This is a genomic window from Rhodococcus sp. DK176, from assembly GCF_038447315.2.
In the GTDB taxonomy this organism is placed as follows: domain Bacteria; phylum Actinomycetota; class Actinomycetes; order Mycobacteriales; family Mycobacteriaceae; genus Rhodococcus_F; species Rhodococcus_F jostii_A.
This window is the reverse complement of the sequence record NZ_CP118321.2, coordinates 1,928,673-1,950,025: the sequence shown is the minus strand read 5'-3', so window position 1 is coordinate 1,950,025 and position 21,353 is coordinate 1,928,673. Positions and strand designations below refer to the sequence as shown.

Below are 21,353 nucleotides of genomic sequence, written 5' to 3'. Positions count from 1 at the left end.
CTGAATTTCAGTGCGCGAGGTGGGATCAGTGCGCGACGGCCGCGGCGCCGTGCTCGTCGACGAGAGCGCCGGTGACGAACCGGTCGAGGCTGAACGGCGCGATGAACTCGTGCGGTTCGTCGTTCGCAATGGTGTCCGCCAGACACCAGCCCAACCCGGGGGTGGCCTTGAATCCGCCGGTGCCCCAACCGCAGTTGAGATACACGTTGTCGTACGGGGTGCGTCCCACGATCGGGGAGGCGTCGGGGCACACGTCGACGATGCCGCCCCAGGTGCGCAGCAGATGCGCGCGGGCGAAGACCGGGAACAACTCCACCGCGGCCGCCATCTGACGTTCGATGATGTGGAACGCGCCGCGCTGGCCGTACCCGTTGTAGGAGTCGACACCGGCGCCCATCACCAGTTCGCCCTTGTGCGCCTGCGAGACGTACACGTGGATGGCGTTGGACATCACGATGGTCGGGTGCACGGGCTCGAGGAGTTCGGAGACCAGCGCCTGCAGCGGGTGGCTCTGTACGGGGGTGCGGATGCCGAGCATGTCGGTGAGCGTCGAGGTGTGCCCGGCCGCGCACAGCGCGACCTGACCGGTCGCGATGTCGCCGCGGGTGGTGCGCACCCCGGTGACCTTGTTGCCGTCGGTGACGAACCCGGTGACCTCGCAGTTCTGGATGATGTCGATGCCCGCCTCGTCGGCGCGGCGCGCGAAACCCCAGGCCACGTAGTCGTGTTTGGCGATGCCGGCGCGCGGCTGATACGTCGCGCCGAGCACCGGGTAGCGGATGTCGCTCGAGATGTTCACCAGCGGGCACAGCTTCTTGACCTCGTCGGGCCCGACCCACTCGGCGTCGATTCCGTTGAGCTTGTTCGCCTCCACCCGGCGGACGCTGTCGCGGACGTCCTGCAGACTGTGCGCGAGGTTGAGGACGCCGCGCTGGCTGAACAGGATCGGGTAGTCGAGGTCGTCCTCGAGACCCTCCCACAGTTTCAGGGCGTGCTCGTAGATCTTGGCGCTCTCGTCCCACAGGTAGTTCGACCGGATCAGCGTGGTGTTGCGGGCCATGTTGCCGCCCGCGAGCCAGCCCTTCTCCAGGACCGCGACGTTGGTGATGCCGTGGTTCTTGGCGAGGTAGTGCGCGGTGGCGAGGCCGTGTCCGCCGCCGCCGACGATGACGACGTCGTACGACTTCTTCGGCTCCGGATTACGCCACAGGAAGTCGGGGTGGTCGGGCAGGTGGGCGCCGGGTGGCTGGGTGGCACTCATCAGTTCGCCTCCGTGAGGTCGGGGTAGAGCGGGAAACGCAGTGCGAGAGCATCGACGCGGCCGCGGAGTTCGTCTAGCCCGGCCTCGTCGGTGGCCGGCCGGAGCGCGTAGCTGATGATGTCGGCGACCTCGGTGAACGCGTCCAGGTCGAAACCGCGGGTGGCGAGTGCGGGGGTGCCGATCCGCACCCCGGAGCTGACCATCGGCGGACGCGGGTCGAACGGGACGGCGTTGCGGTTCACGGTGATTCCCACGCGGTGCAGCCGGTCCTCGGCCTGCTTGCCGTCGAGCTCGGACTCGCGCAGATCCACCAGCACCAGGTGCACGTCGGTGCCGCCGGACACGACGTTGATGCCGGCCTGCCGGGAGTCGTCCTTCAGGAGGCGGTCGGCGAGGATCTTCGCGCCGGCGAGCGTGCGCTCCTGGCGCTCCCGGAATTCGGGCTCGGCAGCGAGCTTGAACGAGACGGCCTTGCCGGCGATCACGTGCTCGAGCGGGCCGCCCTGCTGTCCGGGGAACACCGAGGAGTTGAACTTCTTGGCCAGTGCCTCGTCGTTGGTGAGGATGACACCGCCGCGGGGGCCGCCGAGCGTCTTGTGCGTCGTCGACGTGACCACGTGGGCGTGCGGGACGGGGGAGGGGTGCAGTCCGGCGGCGACGAGTCCGGCGAAGTGCGCCATGTCGACCATGAGGTACGCGCCGACCTCGTCGGCGATGCGCCGGAACGCGGCGAAGTCGAGTTGGCGGGTGTAGGCGGACCAGCCGGCCAGGATCAGCTTCGGGCGGTGCTCACGGGCCAGATGCTCGACCTCGTCCATGTCGACGAGATGGTCGTCCTCGCGGACGTGGTACGCGGCGACGTCGTAGAGCTTGCCGGAGAAGTTCAGCTTCATCCCGTGCGTGAGGTGACCGCCGTGCGCGAGGTCCAGGCCGAGGATGCCGTCGCCGGGCTCGAGCAGTGCCGACATCGCGGCGGCGTTGGCCTGCGCTCCCGAATGCGGTTGCACGTTGGCGAATTTCGCACCGAACAGCGCGGTGAGGCGGTCGATGGCGAGCTGCTCGATGACGTCGACGTGCTCGCAACCGCCGTAGTAGCGGCGGCCGGGGTAGCCCTCGGCGTACTTGTTCGTCAGCACCGACCCCTGCGCCTGCATCACCGCGAGCGGGGCGAAGTTCTCACTGGCAATCATTTCCAGGGTGCCCTGCTGTCGCCCCAGCTCGGCGGCGATCGCCTGGTGCACGGCGGGGTCGAGATCGGCGAGCGAATGCGTCAGCGTCGGGTTCGCTGCTGCCGCCTCGGTGAGGTGTGCGGTGTCCACGGTCATGGTTCGCCTTTCTGGAAGGTCAGTTGACTTCGAACTGATATATCAACTGGAAAGTAGAGTAAGGTCAGTGACGGACAAAGGTCAATAGCTCCGGAAAATCAGGGAGACGGAACATGAGCCTGGCGCATTCATCGGTCGCGGACACGGCATCGAACGGCGGCACCAACGCCGACCGTGCGTACGAGATCGTGCGCGAACGCCTGGTCATGCTGGACATCCGGCCCGGCGAGCCGATCAACGACGACCGACTCGCCGAGGAACTCGGATTCGGCCGGACACCGGTGCGGGAAGCGCTCAAGCGCCTCGAGCGGGAACGCCTCGTCGTCGCCTACCCGCGTCGTGGCACGTTCGCCACCGCCGTCGACATGACCGATCTCGCCGACATCTCCGAGATCCGCAAGCAACTCGAACCGACCGCGGCGGCCCGGGCGGCCCGGACCGCCTCCCCGGACGCGCGAGCCCGGCTGACCGCGCTCGCCGACGAGATCGCCGAGATAGACGACAGCGAAGACCCACGCGAAGTCCTGCGCAAGGACGTCCGCGTCCACCGCGAGATCTACCGAGCGTCCGGGAACCCTCACCTCGAGGACATCCTCGTCAGCCTCGACGCACACGCCACCCGCATCTGGTGCCTCTTCCTCGACCGGCTGCCCGACGTCGCGAGCCACGTCCGCGAGCACGTCGCCCTGCTCCGGGCCATCGTCGACGGCGACGAGAGCACCGCCTCGTCCCTCACCCTCGCCCACGTCGCGGGTTTCGAGAAGGCCATCCGCGACCTGCTGTAGGCGCTTCGCGCCCGTGAGTGGTTAACGAGTCCAGGGACTCGTTAACCACTCACGGGCGCGAAGCCGCCTCAGCTGAAGACAACCGTCCGATGACCGTGCAGCAGGACGCGGTTCTCGCAGTGCCAGCGCACGGCCCGCGACAGCGCGAGGGCCTCGGCGTCCTGCCCGACCGTGGCGAGTCGAGCCGGGTCGAAGGAGTGGTCGATGCGGATGACTTCCTGCTCGATGATGGGCCCCTCGTCCAGATCGGGTGTCACGTAGTGGGCGGTGGCCCCGACCTGCTTGACGCCGCGATCGAATGCCTGGTGGTAGGGCTTGGCGCCCTTGAATCCGGGCAGGAACGAGTGGTGGATGTTGATGGCCCGTCCCCGTAGCGCGCGGCACGCGTCGTCCGACAGCACCTGCATGTACCGGGCGAGGACCACGAGGTCCGCGTCGTATTCCTCGACGAGTTCGAGCAGCCGGGCTTCGGCCTGCGGCTTGGTGGCCGGGGTGACGGGGACGTGGACGAACGGCAGCCCGGCGGCCTCGGCCATGGGGCGCAGCACCTCGTGATTGGAGACGACGGCGACGAGTTCGGCGCCGAGGTTGCCCGCTCGCCAGCGGAAGATGAGGTCGTTGAGGCAGTGACCCATCTTGGAGACCATCACGATCACCCGGGGCAGGTCGGTGCCGTTGAAGTTGAACGTCATGCCGAATTTCGCGGCGACGCTCCCGAATTCCGCTGTGAGGCGTTCGATGTCGACATCTTCTGCCGACACGAACGACGTGCGGAGGAAGAACGCGTCGCTTCGGGTGTCGTCGAACTGCTGATGCTCGGCGATATCGCAGTTCTGCTCGAAGAGGAAGGAGCTGACTGCGTGAACGATCCCGGGACGCTGAGCGCAGCTGAGCGTCAGGGTGAAGGTCTGGGTCATGTGGGTCTCCTCGATGCCGGACCAATTGAGGTGTCAGTCCGAGCGAACTGATATATCAGAATGGGCCCATGCTATTTCAGGCTGGACGAGCGGGTCAAGGGGTGGAGGCGGAGTCAGACGCTGCTGCGGAACCCGGCGAGCACGGACTCCGATCGAGTCTGGGCGTACTGGGTCCCGGCGGCGTCGACCGTGTGATTGAGCAGCAACGCGGTGGTCACCGGGCCCACCCCTCCGGGGACCGGGGTCAGCGCGCCGGCCCGACCGTCGACGGCCGCGGCGTCGACGTCACCGAGCAGTTGGCCGTCCGCGGTCGCTGTGGTCCCGACATCGATGACGACGGCGCCGTCGGCGACGTGGTCGGCCGTGATCAGTCCGGGGATGCCGACCGCGACGACGAGGATGTCGGCGTCACGGGTGCCGGCGGCCAGGTCGGTGGTGTGCCGGTGGCAGACGGTCACCGTCGCGTTGCGCTGCACGAGCAGATGCGCGACAGGACTTCCGACGACAGTCGATCTGCCGACCACCGTGGCCGTCCTGCCGTGCGGGGAGATTCCGTGGTGATCGAGGAGGGCGATCACGGCCTGTGCGGTGGCGGGCGCGAACGCGGGCAGACGCGCGACGAGACGGCCGAGGCTGGCCGGGTTCGCGCCGTCGACATCCTTGGCCGGGTTGATCGCCTCCCGGAGGGCGTCGAGGTCGGTTCCGTCCGGCAGGGGTGTCTGCAGGATGATGCCGTGGACGTCCGGGTCGTGGCCGAGCTCGACGAGCGTGCTGCGGATCTGCTCGGTCGATGCCGCGGCGCCGAGATCGACGATGTCGCACAGGATTCCGGTGCGCTTCGCGGCCGACGCGATGGACCGCACGTACCAGGCGGTCGATTCGTCGTCGGTGGCCTGCACGACCGCCAGCTTGGGCCGGGTACCGAGGTCGTTGAGTGCTGCGGCGGCGACGGATGCGTCGTTGCGGATGGAGGTGGCGAGTTCGGCGCCACCGAGGCTTCTGGTCATGAAGTCAGCTGCTTTCGTACTCGTGTCGTGACGGCGTCGGCACGCTCGACGATCGCGTCGACGCCGGACAGGCATTCGGTGAGGGCCCGGCGGGTGTCCGCATCGGTGATACCCGGCAGGTTCACCTCGATGTTGACCCGGGCGGTGGTGGCGGCTGCGCGGGCAGCCTCGGCGGCGGCCGCGACGTCGCTGACGACGGTGCGGTTCGCCACCGGCAGCAGGACGTCGGCGAGTGCGACGACGTCGCCTGCCGCGACCACCACCTCGGCGGGGACCGCGGCCGCGCCGGCGAGGGCGGCCGCGATCGCCGACGTGCGGGCATCGGATTCGTCGTCCGTGTCCTGGGGGAGCCGGTAGGCGTCGATGACGGCCGTGAATGCCGCCATGTCGTCGTCGGCGAACTGCAGTGCCTTCTCGCGGAACGCATCGGCGGACGCGCAGATGCGTTCGACGAGCATCCCGTGGTCGGCGTACCTCTTGCCGGTGGTGTAGCGGGCGACCATCGAGACCAGCGCGGCTGCCTGGCCGAGGTGGAGCGCGCCGGTCGCGCCGCCGCCGGGCGCGGGAGTTCGATCGGCGAGCGAGTCCAGGAACCCGGCGATCGTGTCGTCTCGGAGGGTCATGACCGGATCTTCTTCATCTCGGGGTCGACGAGCGGCTCCGCCACGACGGTGGCCGCGATGCGGCGTCCGAAGTACTCGATCTCCACCGGGGTGTCGACGGTCGCGTTCGCGGGAAGCCAGGCGTAGGCGATCGGCGCCCCCACCGTGTGACCGAACGCCGCGCTCGTGACGTACCCGGCGGGTTGTCCGTCGACGAACACCGGCTCGTGCCCGAGGACCACCGACGTGCGGTCGTCGATCATGAGGCACGCCAGGCGCCGCTCCACCGTCTCGTCGGAGACGCCGTCGAGCGCGTCACGCCCACGGAAGCCGCCCTTCTGCAGTCGGACCGCGAACCCGAGACCGGCCTCGTAGGGATTGTGCTCGGTGGTCATGTCACTGCCCCACGAGCGGTAGCCCTTCTCCATCCGCAGGCTGTTGAACGCGGCGCGGCCGGCGGCGATCACATCGTACTTCTGCCCCTCCGCCCACAACAGATCCCACAGGCGCAGACCGTTGTCGGCGGACGTGTACAGCTCCCAGCCGAGTTCGCCGACGTACGACAGACGCATCGCCGTGACGGGAACACCGCCGATGCGGACCTGCTTCGCCCGGAAGTACTTGAAGTTCTCGTTCGTGAAGTCGTCGGAGCTCAACGCCTGCACCAGATCCCGGGCGCGCGGACCCCACAACCCGATTCCGCACGTGCCGCCGGTGACGTCCCGGATCTGCACACTGCCGTCGTCCGGGGACTGGCGGCGGAAGTAGTCGAGATCGAGGTTGCCGTTGGCGCCGACCTGGAAGACGGTGTCGGACAGTCGAGTGACGGTGAGGTCGCTGCGGACGCCACCGGCGTCGTCGAGCGCGAGCGTGTAGGTGACGGACCCGACGGACTTGTCCATCTTGCCGGTCGTCAGCCGGTCGAGCAGGGCCAGTGCGCCTGCGCCGCTGATCTCGAGGCGCTTCAGCGGTGTCATGTCGTACATCGCCACCGAGGTTCGGGTCTTCCAGGCCTCGGCCGCGGCGATGGGGGAGTGGAACATCGCCGCCCACGGTTCCCGGGCCGGCGGCTGCCATTCGGCCGGAAGGTCCTGCACCAGATGGGCGTTGGACTCGAACCAGTGCGGGCGCTCCCAGCCGGAGCTCTCCAGGAACACGGCACCGAGCTCCTTCTGGCGAGCATGGAAGGGGCTGACCCGCAGGTCGCGGGGAGACTCCTTGGGCTGCAGCGGGTGCAGCACATCGTAGATCTCGACGAAGTTCTGCTGCGAGGTCTCGCTGACATAGTCGGGCGCGAGCTGGATCTCCTCGAAGCGGTGCACGTCGCAGCCGTGCAGTTCGACCTCGGAGCGGCCGTCGACGAGCAGTTGCGCGACGGCCCGGCCGACACCGGCGGAGTGCGTCACCCACACCGCCTCGGCGATCCAGAACCCGGCGACGTCCGGGGACTCGCCGATGAGCGGTCCGCCGTCCGGGGTGAACGAGAAGACACCGTTGAAACCGGCGTCCAGTTTCGCGGATTCGAGGCACGGCAGCAGCAACTTGCTCTGCTCCCACGACGGCGCGAAGTCCTCTTCGGTGAACGGCAGCATCGACGGCATGGCGGACGCGGACACGTCGTCGCTCTCGTCGAGGTCGCGCAGGTTCACCGGCATCGGGCGGTGGGCGTAGGTGCCGATGCCGAGACGGTCGACGTGCTCACGGAAGTACAGATCCTGATCCTGGTGACGCAGGATCGGAAAGCCGGCCTCGGCGAGTTCGGTGTTGCGTCCGACGAGTTCGGGAATCTGCTCGGTCTTCGCGTACTGGTGCGCCAGCGGCAGCAGCGGGACGTCCATACCCACCATCGCGCCGATGTCGGGACCCCAGAAGCCCGCGCAGGACACCACGATGTCGGCGGGGATCACCCCGTCCGCGGTGGCGACGCCGGTCACTTTGCCGCCGCTCTGCTCGATGCCGATCACCTTCGTCGAACCCTGGAACACGGCACCGCGGGCCTCGGCGCGCCGGGCCAGCGCGACGACGACTCGGGACGCCTTCGCGAGGCCGTCCGTCTCCACGTACAGCCCACCGAGTACGCGCTTCTCGTCCAGCAGCGGGTGCAGCTTCGCACACTCGGCCGGGTCGAGGACGGCACCCTCGATGCCCCAGGACGTGGCCCAGCCCTGCTTGCGGTGCAGATCGGCGAGACGCTCGGGGGTGGTGGCCACCTCGAGCCCGCCGAGTTGGTTGAAGCACCATGCGCCGTCCACGTCGAGCCCGACGAACTTCTCGACCGTGTACCGGGCGAACTCGGTCATCGTCTTGGACGCGTTCGTCTGGAACACCAGGCCCGGTGCGTGTGACGTGGAGCCTCCGGTGAGCGGCAACGGTCCCTGATCGAGAACCGTGATCCGATCCCAACCGCGAGCGGTGAGCTCGTCGGCCAGATTCGCGCCGACGATGCCGGCTCCGATGATCACTACGCGCGGTGACCCCATGATGGTCCTCCTGTTGGGTGGGTGCCTGTGTGTGGCGAAGTAGCGGGAGATTCGGTGTTCGGTGTGGGCTCGAACGGCGCCGGAAAGAACTGTGAATTGCGAAACGGATCGGACTGATCCGAACCAATATCGACAACTGATATATCAACACATTAGGTCTGGGTGAGTAAGGGGGTCAACCCCGAATTGCGGGTAATTCCACGACGATTGGTCGAGGAAATGGCAGTAATTCCGCGATCCGTGGTGGAAATGCGCACCGACCCCGACTGTGATGACGCGGAACCGGGTGTGGATGGAGGTAACCGTCGCACGGTGATGTCGCCTATCCTGAAGTCGAGATGACTGAATTGGACGATAACTCGAATGGAGATCGGAGCCGGCCGTCCGGCGCTGTGCAGTCAGTGGACCGCGCTCTGGCGGTACTCGAAATCCTGGCGAGGCTCGGTACCGCCGGTGTCACCGAAATCGCCGATGAGTTGGGTGTCCACAAGTCGACCGCGTCGCGCCTCGTTGCCGTTCTGGATTCGCGAGGGTACGTCGCCCAATTGAAGAACCGGGGAAAATTCCAACTCGGCAATTCCATCGTCCGGCTGGCCCGCACCGCGTCGCCGGACGGCGATCTGGTGCGGCAGAGTCAGGAATTGTGCGCCGAACTGGCGGAAACTGTCGGTGAGAGCGTCAATGTGTCGATACTCGACGGCAATCGATCGGTCAGCATCGTCAAAGCGGACGGTCCGTCCGGCGTCGGTACCAATACCTGGGTGGGTCAAAGCAGCCCGGCGCATGCGACGGCGAGTGGAAAATTGTTGCTGACGGAATTGTCCGACAGTGAACTCGCGGAGCGCGTGGGAGAAACTCCGATTGCTCTCACGGCCAAAACTCTCACCGATGTGCCCGCGCTCGTGGAATCGCTGAAAGCCATTCGCGAGCGGGGATGGGCGGAGTCCGAGGAGGAACTCGAACTCGGGCTGAACGCGGTGTCCGTCCCGATCCGCGACTACACGTCGAAAATGATTGCTGCTCTGAGCGTGTCCGGCCCCGCCTACCGGCTGCTGCCGGAACGGTTCGAGGACGTCGCCCACGCCGCACTCGACACGTCCCAGCAGATCAGCAGCCGTTTGGGCTATGCCGTCACGTAGCGCCGGCATCAGGCCCGTGACCTGTCGAGTTGCTTCTTGTACCGGGTGAACAGCCGGGGACTGTTCATCGCGAACACGCCGACGGTGTCGCCGTCCCGGTCGTAGGTGGCCACGAACGTGCCGGTTCCGGGGTCGCCGTCGACGAACCGGACCTCGTCGGTGCTGTGTCTCGTGCCGGCGAACTGCAGCATCTTGCCGTACTGGTGGGACCAGAAGTACGGGATCGCGGCGGGCCCGGACGGCGTGGCCATGATCGTGTCGGCGACGGTGGCCGCCTGGGCGACGGCATTGCTCCAGTGCTCGCTTCGGTGGTGCACCTGGTGGGCGTCGTCGAAAGTCCGTGCGCAGTCACCGATCGCGTACACGCCGGGCACGTTCGTGCGGCACGACGAGTCGGTGAGGAAACCGTCGTCGATCATCAATTCCGAATCGCGTGCCCATTCGACGTTGGGGACGGCCCCGATTCCGACCACCACGGCGTCCGCGGGGAGGATCGTTCCGTCGCTCAGCTGGACGGCTTCGACCGCGTCGTCACCGAGCAGCGCGGCGACGACTGCCCCGGTGAGGAGACGGACGCCGTGTGCGGCATGCTGTCCAGCGCAGATCGCCCCGAGTTCGATGCCGAGCGGGCCCGCCAGCGGCGTCGGTGACGCCTCGACGACGGTGACGTTCAGGCTCATGCGGGCCGCGGTGGAGGCCACCTCGGCGCCGATGAACCCTGCTCCCACGATCACGAGGTTCTGCGCACGCGACAGCGAATCCCGCAGTGCGCGTGCGTCGTCGATCGACCTGAGTGTGTGCACGCCGGCGAGGCCGGAGTGTCCGGGCAGGGTTCGGGCCCGCGCGCCCGTCGCGACGACGACGGCATCGGCGTCGAAGTGGGACCCGTCGTCGAACGTGACGCGGTGGAGCCCGCCGGGGGAGTAGACCAGACCGGTGGCCGTTCTGTTCATGCGCCATTCGACGTCGAGGGTGTCGTCGTCGCTGTTCATCAACAGCAGATCCTCGTCGGTCAGGTCGCCGGTGAGGAATTCCTTGGACAGGGGCGGCCGGTCGTAGGGCAGGGACTGCTCGCTGCCGGCCACGATGAGGCGGCCGGTGTATCCCTTCTCGCGCAGTGCACGCACCGCCGACAGTCCGGCGAGGGAAGCGCCCAGTACCACAATAGAATTCGGGACAGTGTTCATCGGGCGTCGCCCTTCTGGTCGAGATGAAGCAGCACGGTGCCGTCGACGATCGACACGTCGTGTGTGCGAACCGCGATCTTGGCCGGCGGGCCCGAGGGCACTCCGGTGCGGAGGTCGAAGCACGCCTCGTGGAGCGGGCACTCGACGGTGCAGCCTTCCACCCAGCCGTCGGCGAGGGAGGCGTCCTGATGGGTGCAGGTGTCGTCGATGGCATACAGACCGTCGGAGGTGTGGAAGACGGAGATGGGAGCCAAGCCCGGCGGGGTCACCGTGACGACTTCGCCCACGGGCAGTGTCACGAGTTCGCAGACGGGGAACGCCGTGGCGCCGGGGTGGGTCACAACTGGGGAATCGTTATCGAGAATCACTCGATACCTCCGAAAGCGTCGGGGAGGAAGGACAAGTTGTGGAGCGGTTGTTGCGCTATGCGCGACGACTTGCAAGCTGTGCAACACAATGCTCTCCGGTGCTCCCCCGCGGTGTCAAGCATTCGCGTGTAAAAACTGCGTTCCGGAAGTCGGTGGGCATAACCTCGGGGCATGAGTGAATCCGAGGCGCCCGCGGCCCAGGGCGCAGAAGGAAAGGCGAAGACCGTGCACGCGGTGGAACGTGCCATCGACGTGCTCGAGATAGTCGCGGCCGAAGGCCGTGTCGGCGCCTCGGAGATCGCCGTGCGTCTCGGCGTGCACAAATCGACCGTGTCACGCCTGATCGCATCGCTGCAGCAACGCGGATTCGTGGAGGAGGCGGGCGTCCGCGGTAAGTATCAGCTCGGATTCGCGGTAGTGCGGTTGGCCGAGGCCACGGTCGCGCAGAGCGGGCTCGTCGAGGTTGCGCAGCCGGAGTGCGACCGCCTGGCCGACGCCTTCGGGGAGACGGTCAACCTCGCCGTGCTGGACGGTGCGGCGACCCTCAATGTGCTCGAGGCCCGCAGCGATCGCCACGTCGCGCTGCGCACGTGGGTGGGTCAGGTGACCCCGGCGCACGCGACCGCGACGGGCAAGGTGCTGGTCTCGGAAATGACGTCCGGCCAGCTCCGAAGCCGGTTGGGGCCGCACCTGAGCGCGCTCACTCCCAACACGATCACCGACTTCAAGGCTTTCGACGTCGAACTCGAGCACGTGCGGTCGCGAGGGTGGGCGTCCACGGCCGAGGAGCTCGAAGCGGGGCTCAATTCCATCGCCGTACCGGTGCGGAGCAAGGTCACCAACCGGATCGTCGCGTCGATCTGCGTGTCCGGGCCGGAGTACCGGCTGGCGCCCGAACGATTCGAGGCGGTGGCACTCGAGCTCGCCGACGCAGTCGTGCGGATCGAGGCGCAGCAATCCGTCGGCGCGGGTGACTGACCGCCCGGAAGTGCTTCTCCCTCAAGGCGGGACGAACGGATAGTCCTGTTTGCCCGGGTTTCGGCCGTCCGCGGTTAACGCGGTGTTTCGGTCGTGTCGCGTCCACGAAAGAAGTGTCGAATGTGATGTTTGACACGTCTGCTGGCGACGGTCTAAGTTGTGTGAATCGCATAGCGTTGCTGATGACGCAACAATGCTGACGCCGCGATGACTCGGCGGGAACAGCTGTCCGCTGTTCGGACGGTCGCCGCGGATCGGGCACGCATGTCGTCACACTCGGCAACGGCGCCCCTTGCGATCTGCGCCCCCAACGCACACAGACATCAGGTCACAGCTCGACCGACACGCATCTTTCCCGGCAACGAAAGAAACGGTGACATCTATGTCCGCTCCGGACGTTCAAGCCCCCGCCCCTGCCTCCGCGCCCGCACCGGCACTGATCCCCACCCTGGGTGGCCGGTACTACACCGACGCCGACATCTTCACGGACGAACAGGAGAATCTGTTCGAGGCAATGTGGTTCTGCGCCGTCCGCGCCGCCGATCTCGCCGACCCCGGAGCCTTCCGGAAGATCACGGTGGGCCGGGAGAGCGTGCTCCTCGTCCGCGGCCGCGACGGGGAACTGCGCGCCTTCCTCAACATCTGCCGGCACCGCGGCGCCATGCTGTGCACCGAAGACGAAGGGCAGATCCGCAGAAACCTGCAGTGCCCCTACCACGCGTGGACGTACGGACTCGACGGCAAACTGGTGGCCGCCCCCAACATGGCCACGCTGCGCGACGAGACCGGAGCCGACATCGACCGGGTGCGGTACGGGCTGGTGCCGGTCGCGCTTCGCGAATGGCTCGGCTACGCATGGGTGTGCCTGGCCGACGAACCTCCGTCGTTCGAGGACGAGGTCGTCGGCGCCGTCACCGAACGACTCGGTGATCCGGCCGCCATCGACCGGTACCAGATCGGAACCCTCGAACTCGGCCGCCGGATCGTCTACGACGTCGCGGCCAACTGGAAGCTGATCATCGAGAACTTCATGGAGTGCTACCACTGCGCGACCATCCACCCCGAGCTCACCGAGGTACTTCCCGAGTTCGCGGACGGCCTTGCCGCACAGTACTTCGTGGGGCACGGTGCCGCCTTCGGTGACGACGTCGAGGGATTCACCATCGACGGAAGCGGCGGATTCGAGTCGTTGTCCGGCATCAGCGAAGACCAGGACCGCAAGTACTACGCCATCACGATCCGGCCGCAGGTCTTCGTCAACCTCGTGCCCGACCACGTCATCTTCCACCGCATGTACCCCGTGTCCGCGGATCGCACCATCGTCGAATGCGACTGGCTGTACTCGCCGGAGGTCACCGCTTCGGGTCGCGACGTCTCCCGTTCGGTGGAGCTTTTCCACCGGGTCAACCAGCAGGACTTCGACGCCTGCGAGCGGACCCAGCCCACGATGGCGTCGAAGGCGTACCGGAACGGGGGTGTGCTGGTGCCCGCGGAACACCACATCGGCGAATTCCACGAATGGCTACTCGAAAGGCTGAGCGGGGATCCCCGATGACCTACGCCGGCGAACAACCGAGGGTGACCGACCCTCCCCGGGTGAACGGTGTCGATCCGCAACCCCGACACCAGGCGCAGGAGCAGCAGCCGTCCGACGGCGAGGGGCGGCGGAGCGTCGACAAGGTGGTGTTCGGCACGGCCGCGGCGCTCGGTGTCGGACTCATTCTGTGGGGACTGCTGGCACCGGAGAACCTCTCGATCGTGTCGACCGCGGCGCTGGACTGGCTGGTGGCCGACCTCGGTTGGCTGTTCATCGCCGCGTCGTCGGCGTTCGTCGTCTTCTCGCTCTACCTCGCGTTCTCCCGGTACGGCCGGATTCCGCTCGGCCGCGACGGCGAGAAACCGGAGTTCCGGACGGTGAGCTGGATCGCGATGATGTTCAGCGCCGGCATGGGCATCGGATTGATGTTCTACGGCGTCGCCGAACCGCTCGCCCATCTGGTGAGCCCGCCGCCGGGAACGGACGGCTCCGTCGGGTCGGCGATGGCCACGACGATGTTCCACTGGGGTCTGCATCCGTGGGCGATCTACGCGGTCGTCGGGTTGTCGATTGCGTACGGCTCCTACCGGCGCGGCCGCAAGCAGCTCATCAGCGCCGCATTCTTCCCCCTCCTCGGTCGCCGCTCGGAAGGCGCCGTGGGGAAGGTCATCGACATCCTCGCGATCATCGCGACGATGTTCGGCACCGCCGCGTCGCTCGGACTCGGCGCACTGCAGATCGGTTCCGGTCTCGAGATCATCGGCTGGATGGGCCATGTCGGCACGTTCGCGCTCGTCGCCCTCGTCGGGCTGCTAACGTTCGCGTTCGTCGGTTCGGCGGTGTCGGGAGTGGCGCGGGGCATCCACTGGCTGTCCAACATCAACATGGTGCTCGCGGTGATTCTCGCGCTGTTCGTGTTCGTGCTCGGTCCGACCGTCCTCATCCTCGATCTGCTCCCCACCGCGATCGCGGACTACGCGGCGCAACTCGCCACCATGTCGGGGCGGACGGCCGCGAGTTCCGGCGACGACACGGCGTCCTGGCTGTCGTCGTGGACGATCTTCTACTGGGCGTGGTGGGTGTCATGGACTCCGTTCGTCGGAATGTTCCTCGCCCGGATCAGCCGGGGCCGCACCATCCGGCAGTTCGTGATCGGCGTGATCGTCATTCCCACCTCGGTCAGCCTCGTGTGGTTCGCGGTGTTCGGCGGCGCCGGCATCGGACAGCAGCAGGACGGAGTCGACCTGGCGGCGCGTTCGTCGACCGAAGGCCAGTTGTTCGGGATGCTCGACCATCTGCCGTTGACGGGGTTCGCCACCGTGCTGGTCATGGTGCTGGTCGCGATCTTCTTCGTGTCCGGCGCGGACGCCGCCTCCCTGGTGATGGGCACCCTGTCGCAGCGGGGTGCACGCGAACCGAGCACGTGGGTCGTCATCTTCTGGGGAACCCTCACCGGGGGCACGGCGGCACTCATCCTCTGGACCGGCGGCTCGGACGCCCTGCAGGGTCTGCAGACGATGACGATCATTGCGGCCGCGCCGTTCCTCCTGGTGATGATCGGATTGTGCTTCTCGCTGTACCGGGACGTCTCCCGTGATCCGCTCATCGTCGGTTCATCGAAAAAGTATGCACACGAGAGGGTTTCGGACACAGTATGAAGATGACGGCACTATCCGCGGATCAGGGCGTCCAGAGGTTGTTCGGGAAGGTGAATTTCATCGCGGGGGAGTGGGTGGCGGCGACGTCGGGGCGCACCCGCGACTGCATCGACCCGGCAACCGGGAACGTGATCGCCACGGTCGACGAGGCGTCGCCCGAAGACGCGGCGCGAGCCGTGCAGGCGGCCCGGTCGGCCTTCGACGCCGGGGACTGGCCGGAGACGGCGGTCGCCGTGCGGTCGTCGCTCCTGTCGCGTGTCGCGGATCTGCTCGAGCGCGACAAGGAGGAATTGGCGCGTATCGAGACGCTGGACACCGGTAAGACGTTGGTGGAGAGCCGAATCGACATCGACGACGTCGTCTCGGTATTCCGGTACTACGCCCGGCTGGCCCTCGTCTCCAGCGACCGGGTGGTCGACGTGGGTGACCCCGCCGTCGTCTCCCGGGTCGTTCGCGAACCGATCGGGGTGTGCGTCCTCATCGCGCCATGGAACTACCCGTTGCTCCAGATTTCCTGGAAGGTGGCACCCGCACTGGCCGCCGGTTGCACGATGGTGCTCAAGCCCAGCGAAGTCACGCCGCTGAGCACGATCGCGTTCGCCCGGCTGATCGAGGAGGCGGGCGTGCCCGCCGGTGTCGTCAACCTGGTGCAGGGGAGCGGCGCCGACCTCGGACCCGCGCTGACCGACACCGGTGACGTCGACTTCATCTCGTTCACCGGTGGACTCGCGACCGGCACCACCATTCTGCAGACGGCCGCGAAGCACGTCACGAAGGTCGCCGTGGAACTCGGCGGGAAGAACCCGCACATCGTGTTCGCGGACGCCGAGTGGGAGTCGTCGGTCGACCAGGTGCTCACCGGCGTCTTCCTGCATTCGGGGCAGGTGTGCTCGGCCGGGACGCGGTTGATCGTCGAGGAGTCGATCGCCGACGACTTCGTCGCCGCCCTCGTCTCGCGCGCCGAGGCCATCCGCGTCGGCCCGGGGCTCGATCCCGGCAGCGAGACCGGACCTCTCGTGTCGACGGCGCAGCGCGACAAGATCGAAGCCTATGTGGCACTAGGCATCTCCGAGGGAGCGACACTCCGGACGGGTGGTTCCCGGCCCGCCGATCCCGCGCTCGACGGCGGCAGCTACTACCTGCCCACCATCTTCGACCACTGCGACCGGTCCATGCGCATCGTGCAGGAGGAAACGTTCGGGCCCATTCTCACGGTCGAGAGGTTCACCACCGAGGAGGACGCGGTCCGGCTCGGCAACGACACCGAGTACGGCCTCGCCGCCGGAGTCCGGACGTCGGACGCCGCCCGCGGCGAACGGGTGGTGCGCCGCCTGCGCCACGGGACGGTGTGGCTCAACGACTTCGGGTACTACACCGCGGCGGCGGAATGGGGCGGATTCAAGAAGTCCGGCAACGGGCGCGAACTCGGACCCGCCGGGCTCTCCGAATACCAGGAAGTCAAACACATCTGGAACAACACGACCTCGCCTCTCGCGGGTTGGTTCACCGCGACCTGACGTGCTCCCGGCAGGGGCGCGCGAGCAGGCCTACTCACCTTCTCAGGAAGTGATCGAATGACCAGTACCGACAATACGACCGGCGATCACGACAGTGGACTCGAGGAATTCGGCTACAGGGAGTCCCTCGATCGCAGTATCGGCAAGTTCGCGAGCTTCGCCGCGGGCGTCAGCTACATCTCCATCCTGACCGGCACTTTCCAGTTGTTCTACTTCGGATTCGGCACCGCAGGCCCCGCCTACCTGTGGTCGTGGCCGCTGGTGTTCGTCGGCCAGCTCGCCGTGGCGCTCTGCTTCATGGAGCTGGCCGCCAAATATCCGATCGCCGGCTCCGTGTACAACTGGGCGAAGACGCTCGGCAGCCGAATAGTGGGGTGGTCCGCGGGCTGGCTGATGCTCACCGCGTCGATCGTCACCCTGTCGGCCGTTGTGCTGGCGCTGCAGCTCAACCTGCCGCGGCTGTGGAGCGGCTTCCAGATCGTCGGTGACGGCACCGGAGAACACGACTTCGCCACCAACGCCGTCATTCTCGGGACGGTGATGATCGGCTTCACCACCGTCGTCAACGCGCTCGGCGTCCGTCTGATGGCGATGATCAACAGCGCCGGGGTGTTCATCGAGATCATCGCGGCGGTGCTGATCGCGATCATCCTCGCCGCCAACATGACCCGCGGCCCACAGGTGTTCTTCTCCACCCACGGGTACGGCGCAGGCGAAAGCGGCGGATACCTCGGTGCGTTCCTGGTGGCGACCCTCGCGTCGGGTTACGTGATGTACGGCTTCGACACTGCGAGTTCGCTGGGCGAGGAGACGGTGGAACCCCGACGGACGGCCCCCAAGGCGATCTTCCGCGCGATCCTCGCCTCGTTCGTGATCGGCGGCGCGATCCTCGTGTTCGCCGTGATGGCGGCACCCGACCTCGACGACCCGAAGATCGGCGCGTCGGACGGCAGCCTGCAGTACATCGTGGAACAGGTGATGTGGGGCCCGCTGGGCACGATCTTCCTGGTGTGCATCGTGATCGCGGTGACCGTCTGCTCGCTGGCCGTGCACACCGCCGCGATCCGGCTGACCTTCGCCATGGCCCGCGACAACGCCCTCCCGTTCGGTGAGCGTCTCGCCCGCGTCCACCCGCGCACGCGGACCCCCGTCGTGCCTGCGGTGACCATCGGGGTGGTGGCCGCGCTGATCCTGGTGGTCAACATCGGTCAGCCGCACATCTTCACCGTGCTGACGTCGATCGCGATCATCATGATCTACCTGGCCTACCTGATGGTCACCGGGCCGATGCTGAAGAAGCGGCTGCGGGGTGAGTGGCCGCCGCGGGACCTGAAGGAGGGCGGCTACTTCACGATGGGCAGATGGGGACTGCCCGTCAACATCGTCGCACTCGTCTGGGGAATCGGGATGGCCCTCAACCTCGCGTGGCCGCGCGAGGCCGTGTACGGCGAACCGTGGTACAACACCTGGGGCGCCTTCGTCTACATCGGCGTCATCCTCGGGTTGGGCCTGTTGTGGTACCTCACCACCGGCCGGCACCACATCGGAACGTTGACGTCACACTGCGCGGCGGTGGTAACGCCCGCGCCGGAATCCGAACCGAACGACAAGGAGCTCGCCCGATGACCGACGGCGAATCGAAGAGCACTGCAGGGGAATTCGACTACGTGATCGCGGGCGGTGGCAGCGCGGGCTGCGCTCTCGCGGCACGTCTCAGCGAAGACCCGTCGGTGACGGTGTGCCTGCTCGAGGCGGGCCCGTCCGACGTCGGGGACCGGGCGATCCTCGAGCTGTCGCAGTGGATGCATCTGCTCGACTCCGGGTACGACTGGGACTATCCCGTCGAGCCGCAGGAGAAGGGCAACAGCTTCATGCGGCACGCCCGGGCCAAGGTCCTCGGTGGCTGCTCGTCCCACAACTCGTGTATCGCATTCTGGCCGCCTGCCGAGGCACTCGACGACTGGGAGGCGATGGGGGCGTCGGGTTGGGGTGCGCGCGACATCCTCCCGTACGTCAGCCGGCTGGAGAGCAACGACGCCCCCGGCGACGGGCACGGCCGCAGCGGGCCCGTGCGGCTGCGGGACGTCCCGCCGAACGACCCGTGCGGCCGAGCGGTTCTCGACGCCGCCGCCGCGGTAGGGCTGCCGACGGTCGCCTTCAACCGCGGCGGAACGGTGCTCAACGGCGCCGGATGGTTCCAGATCAACGCGTCCGAGGACGGCACCCGGATGTCGTCGTCGCACGCCTACCTGCACCCGATCCTCGGGACCCGGCCCAACCTGGAGGTCCGGACCGGCTGCTGGGTGAGTGAGATCCTGTTCGACGAGCAGCAGACGGCGACGGGCGTCCGGTACCAGCGTCCCGATCTCACCGGCTACGACACGGTGTCGGCGCGACGGGAGGTGGTGGTGACGGCCGGGGCCATCGACACACCGAAGCTCCTGATGCTGTCGGGTATCGGTCCGGCGGAGCACCTCGCGGAGTTCGGGATCCCCGTGCGCGTCGACTCGCCCGGTGTCGGATCGAACCTCGACGATCACGTCGAGGGCCTCGTGTTCTGGGAGGCGTCCCAGCCGATGGTCGAGACGTCCACACAGTGGTGGGAGATCGGACTGTTCGCGACCACCCGGGAGGGGCTGAACCATCCGGACCTGATGATGCACTACGGCAGCGTCCCGTTCGACATGAACACCCTGCGGTGGGGTTACCCGACCACCGACAACGGATTCTGCCTGACACCCAACGTCACTCAGGGCCGCTCCCGCGGAACGGTCCGGCTGCGGTCGCGGGACTTCCGTGACCGCGCGAAGGTCGACCCCCGATACTTCACCGACAGTGAGGGCCACGACGACCGGGTGATGCTGTCCGGGGTGAAGCTGGCCCGCACGATCGCCGAGCAGAAGGCGCTACGCGGTTGGATTGCCCGCGAACTGGCGCCGGGACCCGACGCGGTGACGGACGCCGAGATCCTCGACTACATCCACAAGACCCACAACACGGTGTATCACCCCGCGGGCACGGCCCGCATGGGCGCCGTCGACGACCCGATGGCGGTGCTCGACCCGGAACTGCGGGTCAAGGGGGTTCGAGGACTGCGGGTGGTCGACGCGTCGGCGATGCCGAAACTGCCGCACGTCAACCCGAACATCACGGTGATGACGATGGCCGAGAGGTGCGCGGATCTGCTCCGCGGCCGGGCCGGGTCCGGGCTGCGGGCGGCGGAGTCGACGTTGTCCGAGGTCTGATCCGGGCGTCGATCGCCTCGGCGGTCCTTCGCCAGATCTCACTCTCCGGATCGATGACGGTGAAATGATCGCCGGGCCCCTCGATCCGGACGATGTCGTCGGGTGTCGCCGCGGCGGCGTCGTGGTACTCCCTGCTCATCTCCAGCATGTCCGGCTCGTCGTCGACGGCGCACACCACCAGCTGGGCGGTGCCCAGCGGCAGTCGCTCGATCGGTGACGACCGTTCGTACGTCGCCCGGTCGCCGGCCCGGTCGCCGCCGACCGCATCCGCCACCGCGCCCTCGCCGAGGTGGCGTTCGCCGGCGAGCCGCAGATTCAGCACCCCGGCGAGGCTGACGGCCAGCGCCGGACGAACCGCTGCGTCCTCGGCCGCGGCGTCGGCGGCGGCGCGGAGAGCGAGCTGAGCCCCGGCCGAATGGCCGAGGATCACGACCCGCTCCGGGTCCGCCTCCGGCACCGTCGCGACGGCCTGCACGGCATCGTCGACATCGGACGCCATTGCAGCCCAACGATTCTCCGCGCCGCGCCGGTACTCGACATTCCACGTGACGTACCCGCGGGCCGTCAGGTCGACTGCCAGCGCGTCCATCAGGTCGGACTCCCAACGCGGACGCCAGAATCCGCCGTGGATCAGCACGACGACGGGAAAGGGGCCGTCGCCGCCCGGAATCCGCAGTTCCACTCGCTGATCGGGGTGGTCGCCGTAGCGGACGATCCGTGCGGGGTGGAAGCGGTGGTGATACCAGCTGTCGACGGCGTAGCGGAGTCCGTCGAGTCCGCGCCCCCGAATGTGGACCCGGGTGCCCGGCGAGCGGTCGGCCTCGCACTCCCCGAGATCGACGCGGATCGCCCCGCCGGCCGGGGCGGTGAAGGAGGCCCCGGCACCGGGCACGGCGATGAACTCGCCTCGCCCCGCCGCCGACCGCACGGCCCGCTCCAGCCCGGCGGTGTCCGCGGCGAACGTCAACTCACCGGTCAGGCCGCGCGCATCCAATGCCAGGCCCACGAGTTCCTCCGCGGTTCCGCGGTGCGCCACCACGCCGGGGGCGAAGACGATGTCGACTCTGCGCGGTGGTTCGCTCACCCGGTCACCGTACGTACCCGTGACGACATCTGGCCAGGACACGCGAGATCCGTGCGCCAACCGCCGATTGGCGGCGGTGGTGCTGGTGCAATGTAATTCGGGTCTCGTTACGGTTGTGTGGCCCTCCCCCGGATGTGCTCGAAGGCGCCGTGAGATGCGCTGAGTGTCCCCGGGTGCGCCGAGGGTGTCTGGCTGTTCGTGTCGTGGGTGAGGTAGCTGTGTGCGTGGTCGCTCATCACATGCGCGCTGAGTCGGTGCGCACG

Annotated in this window: 17 protein-coding genes; 8 read left to right on the top strand and 9 right to left on the bottom strand. The window is 67.5% G+C overall.

Going from position 1 to position 21,353, the window contains the following annotated elements:
* Positions 1 to 25: 25 nt before the first annotated feature.
* Together PSR88_RS09195 and glyA are read right to left on the bottom strand one after the other, a co-directional pair.
* Positions 26 to 1,261, bottom strand: a complete 1,236-nt coding sequence (locus PSR88_RS09195; RefSeq protein ID WP_007300401.1) for a sarcosine oxidase subunit beta family protein — start codon at positions 1,259 to 1,261, stop codon at positions 26 to 28.
* Positions 1,261 to 2,586 (bottom strand): serine hydroxymethyltransferase, encoded by a 1,326-nt coding sequence (gene glyA, locus PSR88_RS09190; RefSeq protein WP_011594742.1) that lies wholly within the window; start codon positions 2,584 to 2,586, stop codon positions 1,261 to 1,263. Before glyA ends, PSR88_RS09195 begins: the two co-directional genes overlap by 1 nt.
* 113 nt (positions 2,587 to 2,699) lie before the next feature.
* Between glyA and PSR88_RS09185 the strand changes: the two genes are divergently transcribed.
* The gene (locus PSR88_RS09185) at positions 2,700 to 3,371 is read left to right on the top strand and encodes a GntR family transcriptional regulator (protein WP_011594741.1); all 672 of its coding nucleotides are present in this window, start codon (positions 2,700 to 2,702) and stop codon (positions 3,369 to 3,371) included.
* Between the two features lie 68 nt (positions 3,372 to 3,439).
* On the opposite strand, the gene purU is transcribed toward PSR88_RS09185, so the two are convergent.
* The 4 genes from purU to PSR88_RS09165 form a co-directional block, all read right to left on the bottom strand.
* Positions 3,440 to 4,288 (bottom strand): formyltetrahydrofolate deformylase, encoded by an 849-nt coding sequence (gene purU / locus PSR88_RS09180; protein ID WP_011594740.1) that lies wholly within the window; start codon positions 4,286 to 4,288, stop codon positions 3,440 to 3,442.
* Between the two features lie 113 nt (positions 4,289 to 4,401).
* Complete coding sequence (locus PSR88_RS09175) at positions 4,402 to 5,295, bottom strand: bifunctional 5,10-methylenetetrahydrofolate dehydrogenase/5,10-methenyltetrahydrofolate cyclohydrolase (RefSeq protein ID WP_016882891.1); 894 nt, start codon at positions 5,293 to 5,295, stop codon at positions 4,402 to 4,404.
* Positions 5,292 to 5,918: a cyclodeaminase/cyclohydrolase family protein gene (locus tag PSR88_RS09170; protein ID WP_009474511.1), complete on the bottom strand. Its 627-nt coding sequence runs from the start codon at positions 5,916 to 5,918 to the stop codon at positions 5,292 to 5,294. Before PSR88_RS09170 ends, PSR88_RS09175 begins: the two co-directional genes overlap by 4 nt.
* On the bottom strand, positions 5,915 to 8,377 hold the full coding sequence (locus tag PSR88_RS09165) for an FAD-dependent oxidoreductase (protein ID WP_016882892.1): 2,463 nt from the start codon (positions 8,375 to 8,377) through the stop codon (positions 5,915 to 5,917). Before PSR88_RS09165 ends, PSR88_RS09170 begins: the two co-directional genes overlap by 4 nt.
* Before the next feature lie 338 nt (positions 8,378 to 8,715).
* On the opposite strand from PSR88_RS09165, the gene PSR88_RS09160 reads away from it, so the two are divergent.
* Positions 8,716 to 9,516, top strand: coding sequence for an IclR family transcriptional regulator (locus tag PSR88_RS09160; RefSeq protein ID WP_016882893.1), 801 nt, complete (start codon positions 8,716 to 8,718; stop codon positions 9,514 to 9,516).
* Positions 9,517 to 9,524: 8 nt separating this feature from the next.
* Here the strand turns inward: PSR88_RS09160 and PSR88_RS09155 are convergent, their stop codons facing one another.
* Positions 9,525 to 10,703, bottom strand: a complete 1,179-nt coding sequence (locus PSR88_RS09155; protein WP_016882894.1) for an NAD(P)/FAD-dependent oxidoreductase — start codon at positions 10,701 to 10,703, stop codon at positions 9,525 to 9,527.
* Positions 10,700 to 11,044 (bottom strand): bifunctional 3-phenylpropionate/cinnamic acid dioxygenase ferredoxin subunit, encoded by a 345-nt coding sequence (locus PSR88_RS09150; protein ID WP_009474505.1) that lies wholly within the window; start codon positions 11,042 to 11,044, stop codon positions 10,700 to 10,702. Before PSR88_RS09150 ends, PSR88_RS09155 begins: the two co-directional genes overlap by 4 nt.
* 198 nt (positions 11,045 to 11,242) lie before the next feature.
* Here PSR88_RS09150 and PSR88_RS09145 point away from each other — a divergent pair, with 198 nt between their 5' ends.
* From PSR88_RS09145 to PSR88_RS09120, 6 genes are all read left to right on the top strand, one after another.
* Positions 11,243 to 12,049, top strand: coding sequence for an IclR family transcriptional regulator (locus PSR88_RS09145; RefSeq protein ID WP_011594733.1), 807 nt, complete (start codon positions 11,243 to 11,245; stop codon positions 12,047 to 12,049).
* A gap of 382 nt (positions 12,050 to 12,431) precedes the next feature.
* On the top strand, positions 12,432 to 13,604 hold the full coding sequence (locus tag PSR88_RS09140; protein ID WP_016882895.1) for an aromatic ring-hydroxylating oxygenase subunit alpha: 1,173 nt from the start codon (positions 12,432 to 12,434) through the stop codon (positions 13,602 to 13,604).
* Complete coding sequence (locus PSR88_RS09135) at positions 13,601 to 15,244, top strand: BCCT family transporter (RefSeq protein ID WP_016882896.1); 1,644 nt, start codon at positions 13,601 to 13,603, stop codon at positions 15,242 to 15,244. The genes PSR88_RS09140 and PSR88_RS09135 overlap by 4 nt, the downstream gene beginning before the upstream one ends.
* Positions 15,241 to 16,761, top strand: coding sequence for an aldehyde dehydrogenase family protein (locus PSR88_RS09130; protein ID WP_016882897.1), 1,521 nt, complete (start codon positions 15,241 to 15,243; stop codon positions 16,759 to 16,761). The genes PSR88_RS09135 and PSR88_RS09130 overlap by 4 nt, the downstream gene beginning before the upstream one ends.
* A gap of 57 nt (positions 16,762 to 16,818) precedes the next feature.
* Positions 16,819 to 18,387 carry an APC family permease gene (locus PSR88_RS09125; protein ID WP_016882898.1) on the top strand — a complete coding sequence of 523 codons (1,569 nt, stop codon included), beginning with the start codon at positions 16,819 to 16,821 and terminating at the stop codon, positions 18,385 to 18,387.
* On the top strand, positions 18,384 to 20,006 hold the full coding sequence (locus tag PSR88_RS09120) for a GMC family oxidoreductase (protein WP_016882899.1): 1,623 nt from the start codon (positions 18,384 to 18,386) through the stop codon (positions 20,004 to 20,006). Before PSR88_RS09125 ends, PSR88_RS09120 begins: the two co-directional genes overlap by 4 nt.
* On the opposite strand, the gene PSR88_RS09115 is transcribed toward PSR88_RS09120, so the two are convergent.
* A complete protein-coding gene (locus PSR88_RS09115; protein WP_029539389.1) occupies positions 19,909 to 21,090 on the bottom strand; it encodes an alpha/beta hydrolase family protein in 1,182 nt (393 codons plus the stop codon). The two genes, PSR88_RS09120 and PSR88_RS09115, sit on opposite strands and share 98 nt — an antisense overlap.
* Positions 21,091 to 21,353: the final 263 nt, after the last annotated feature.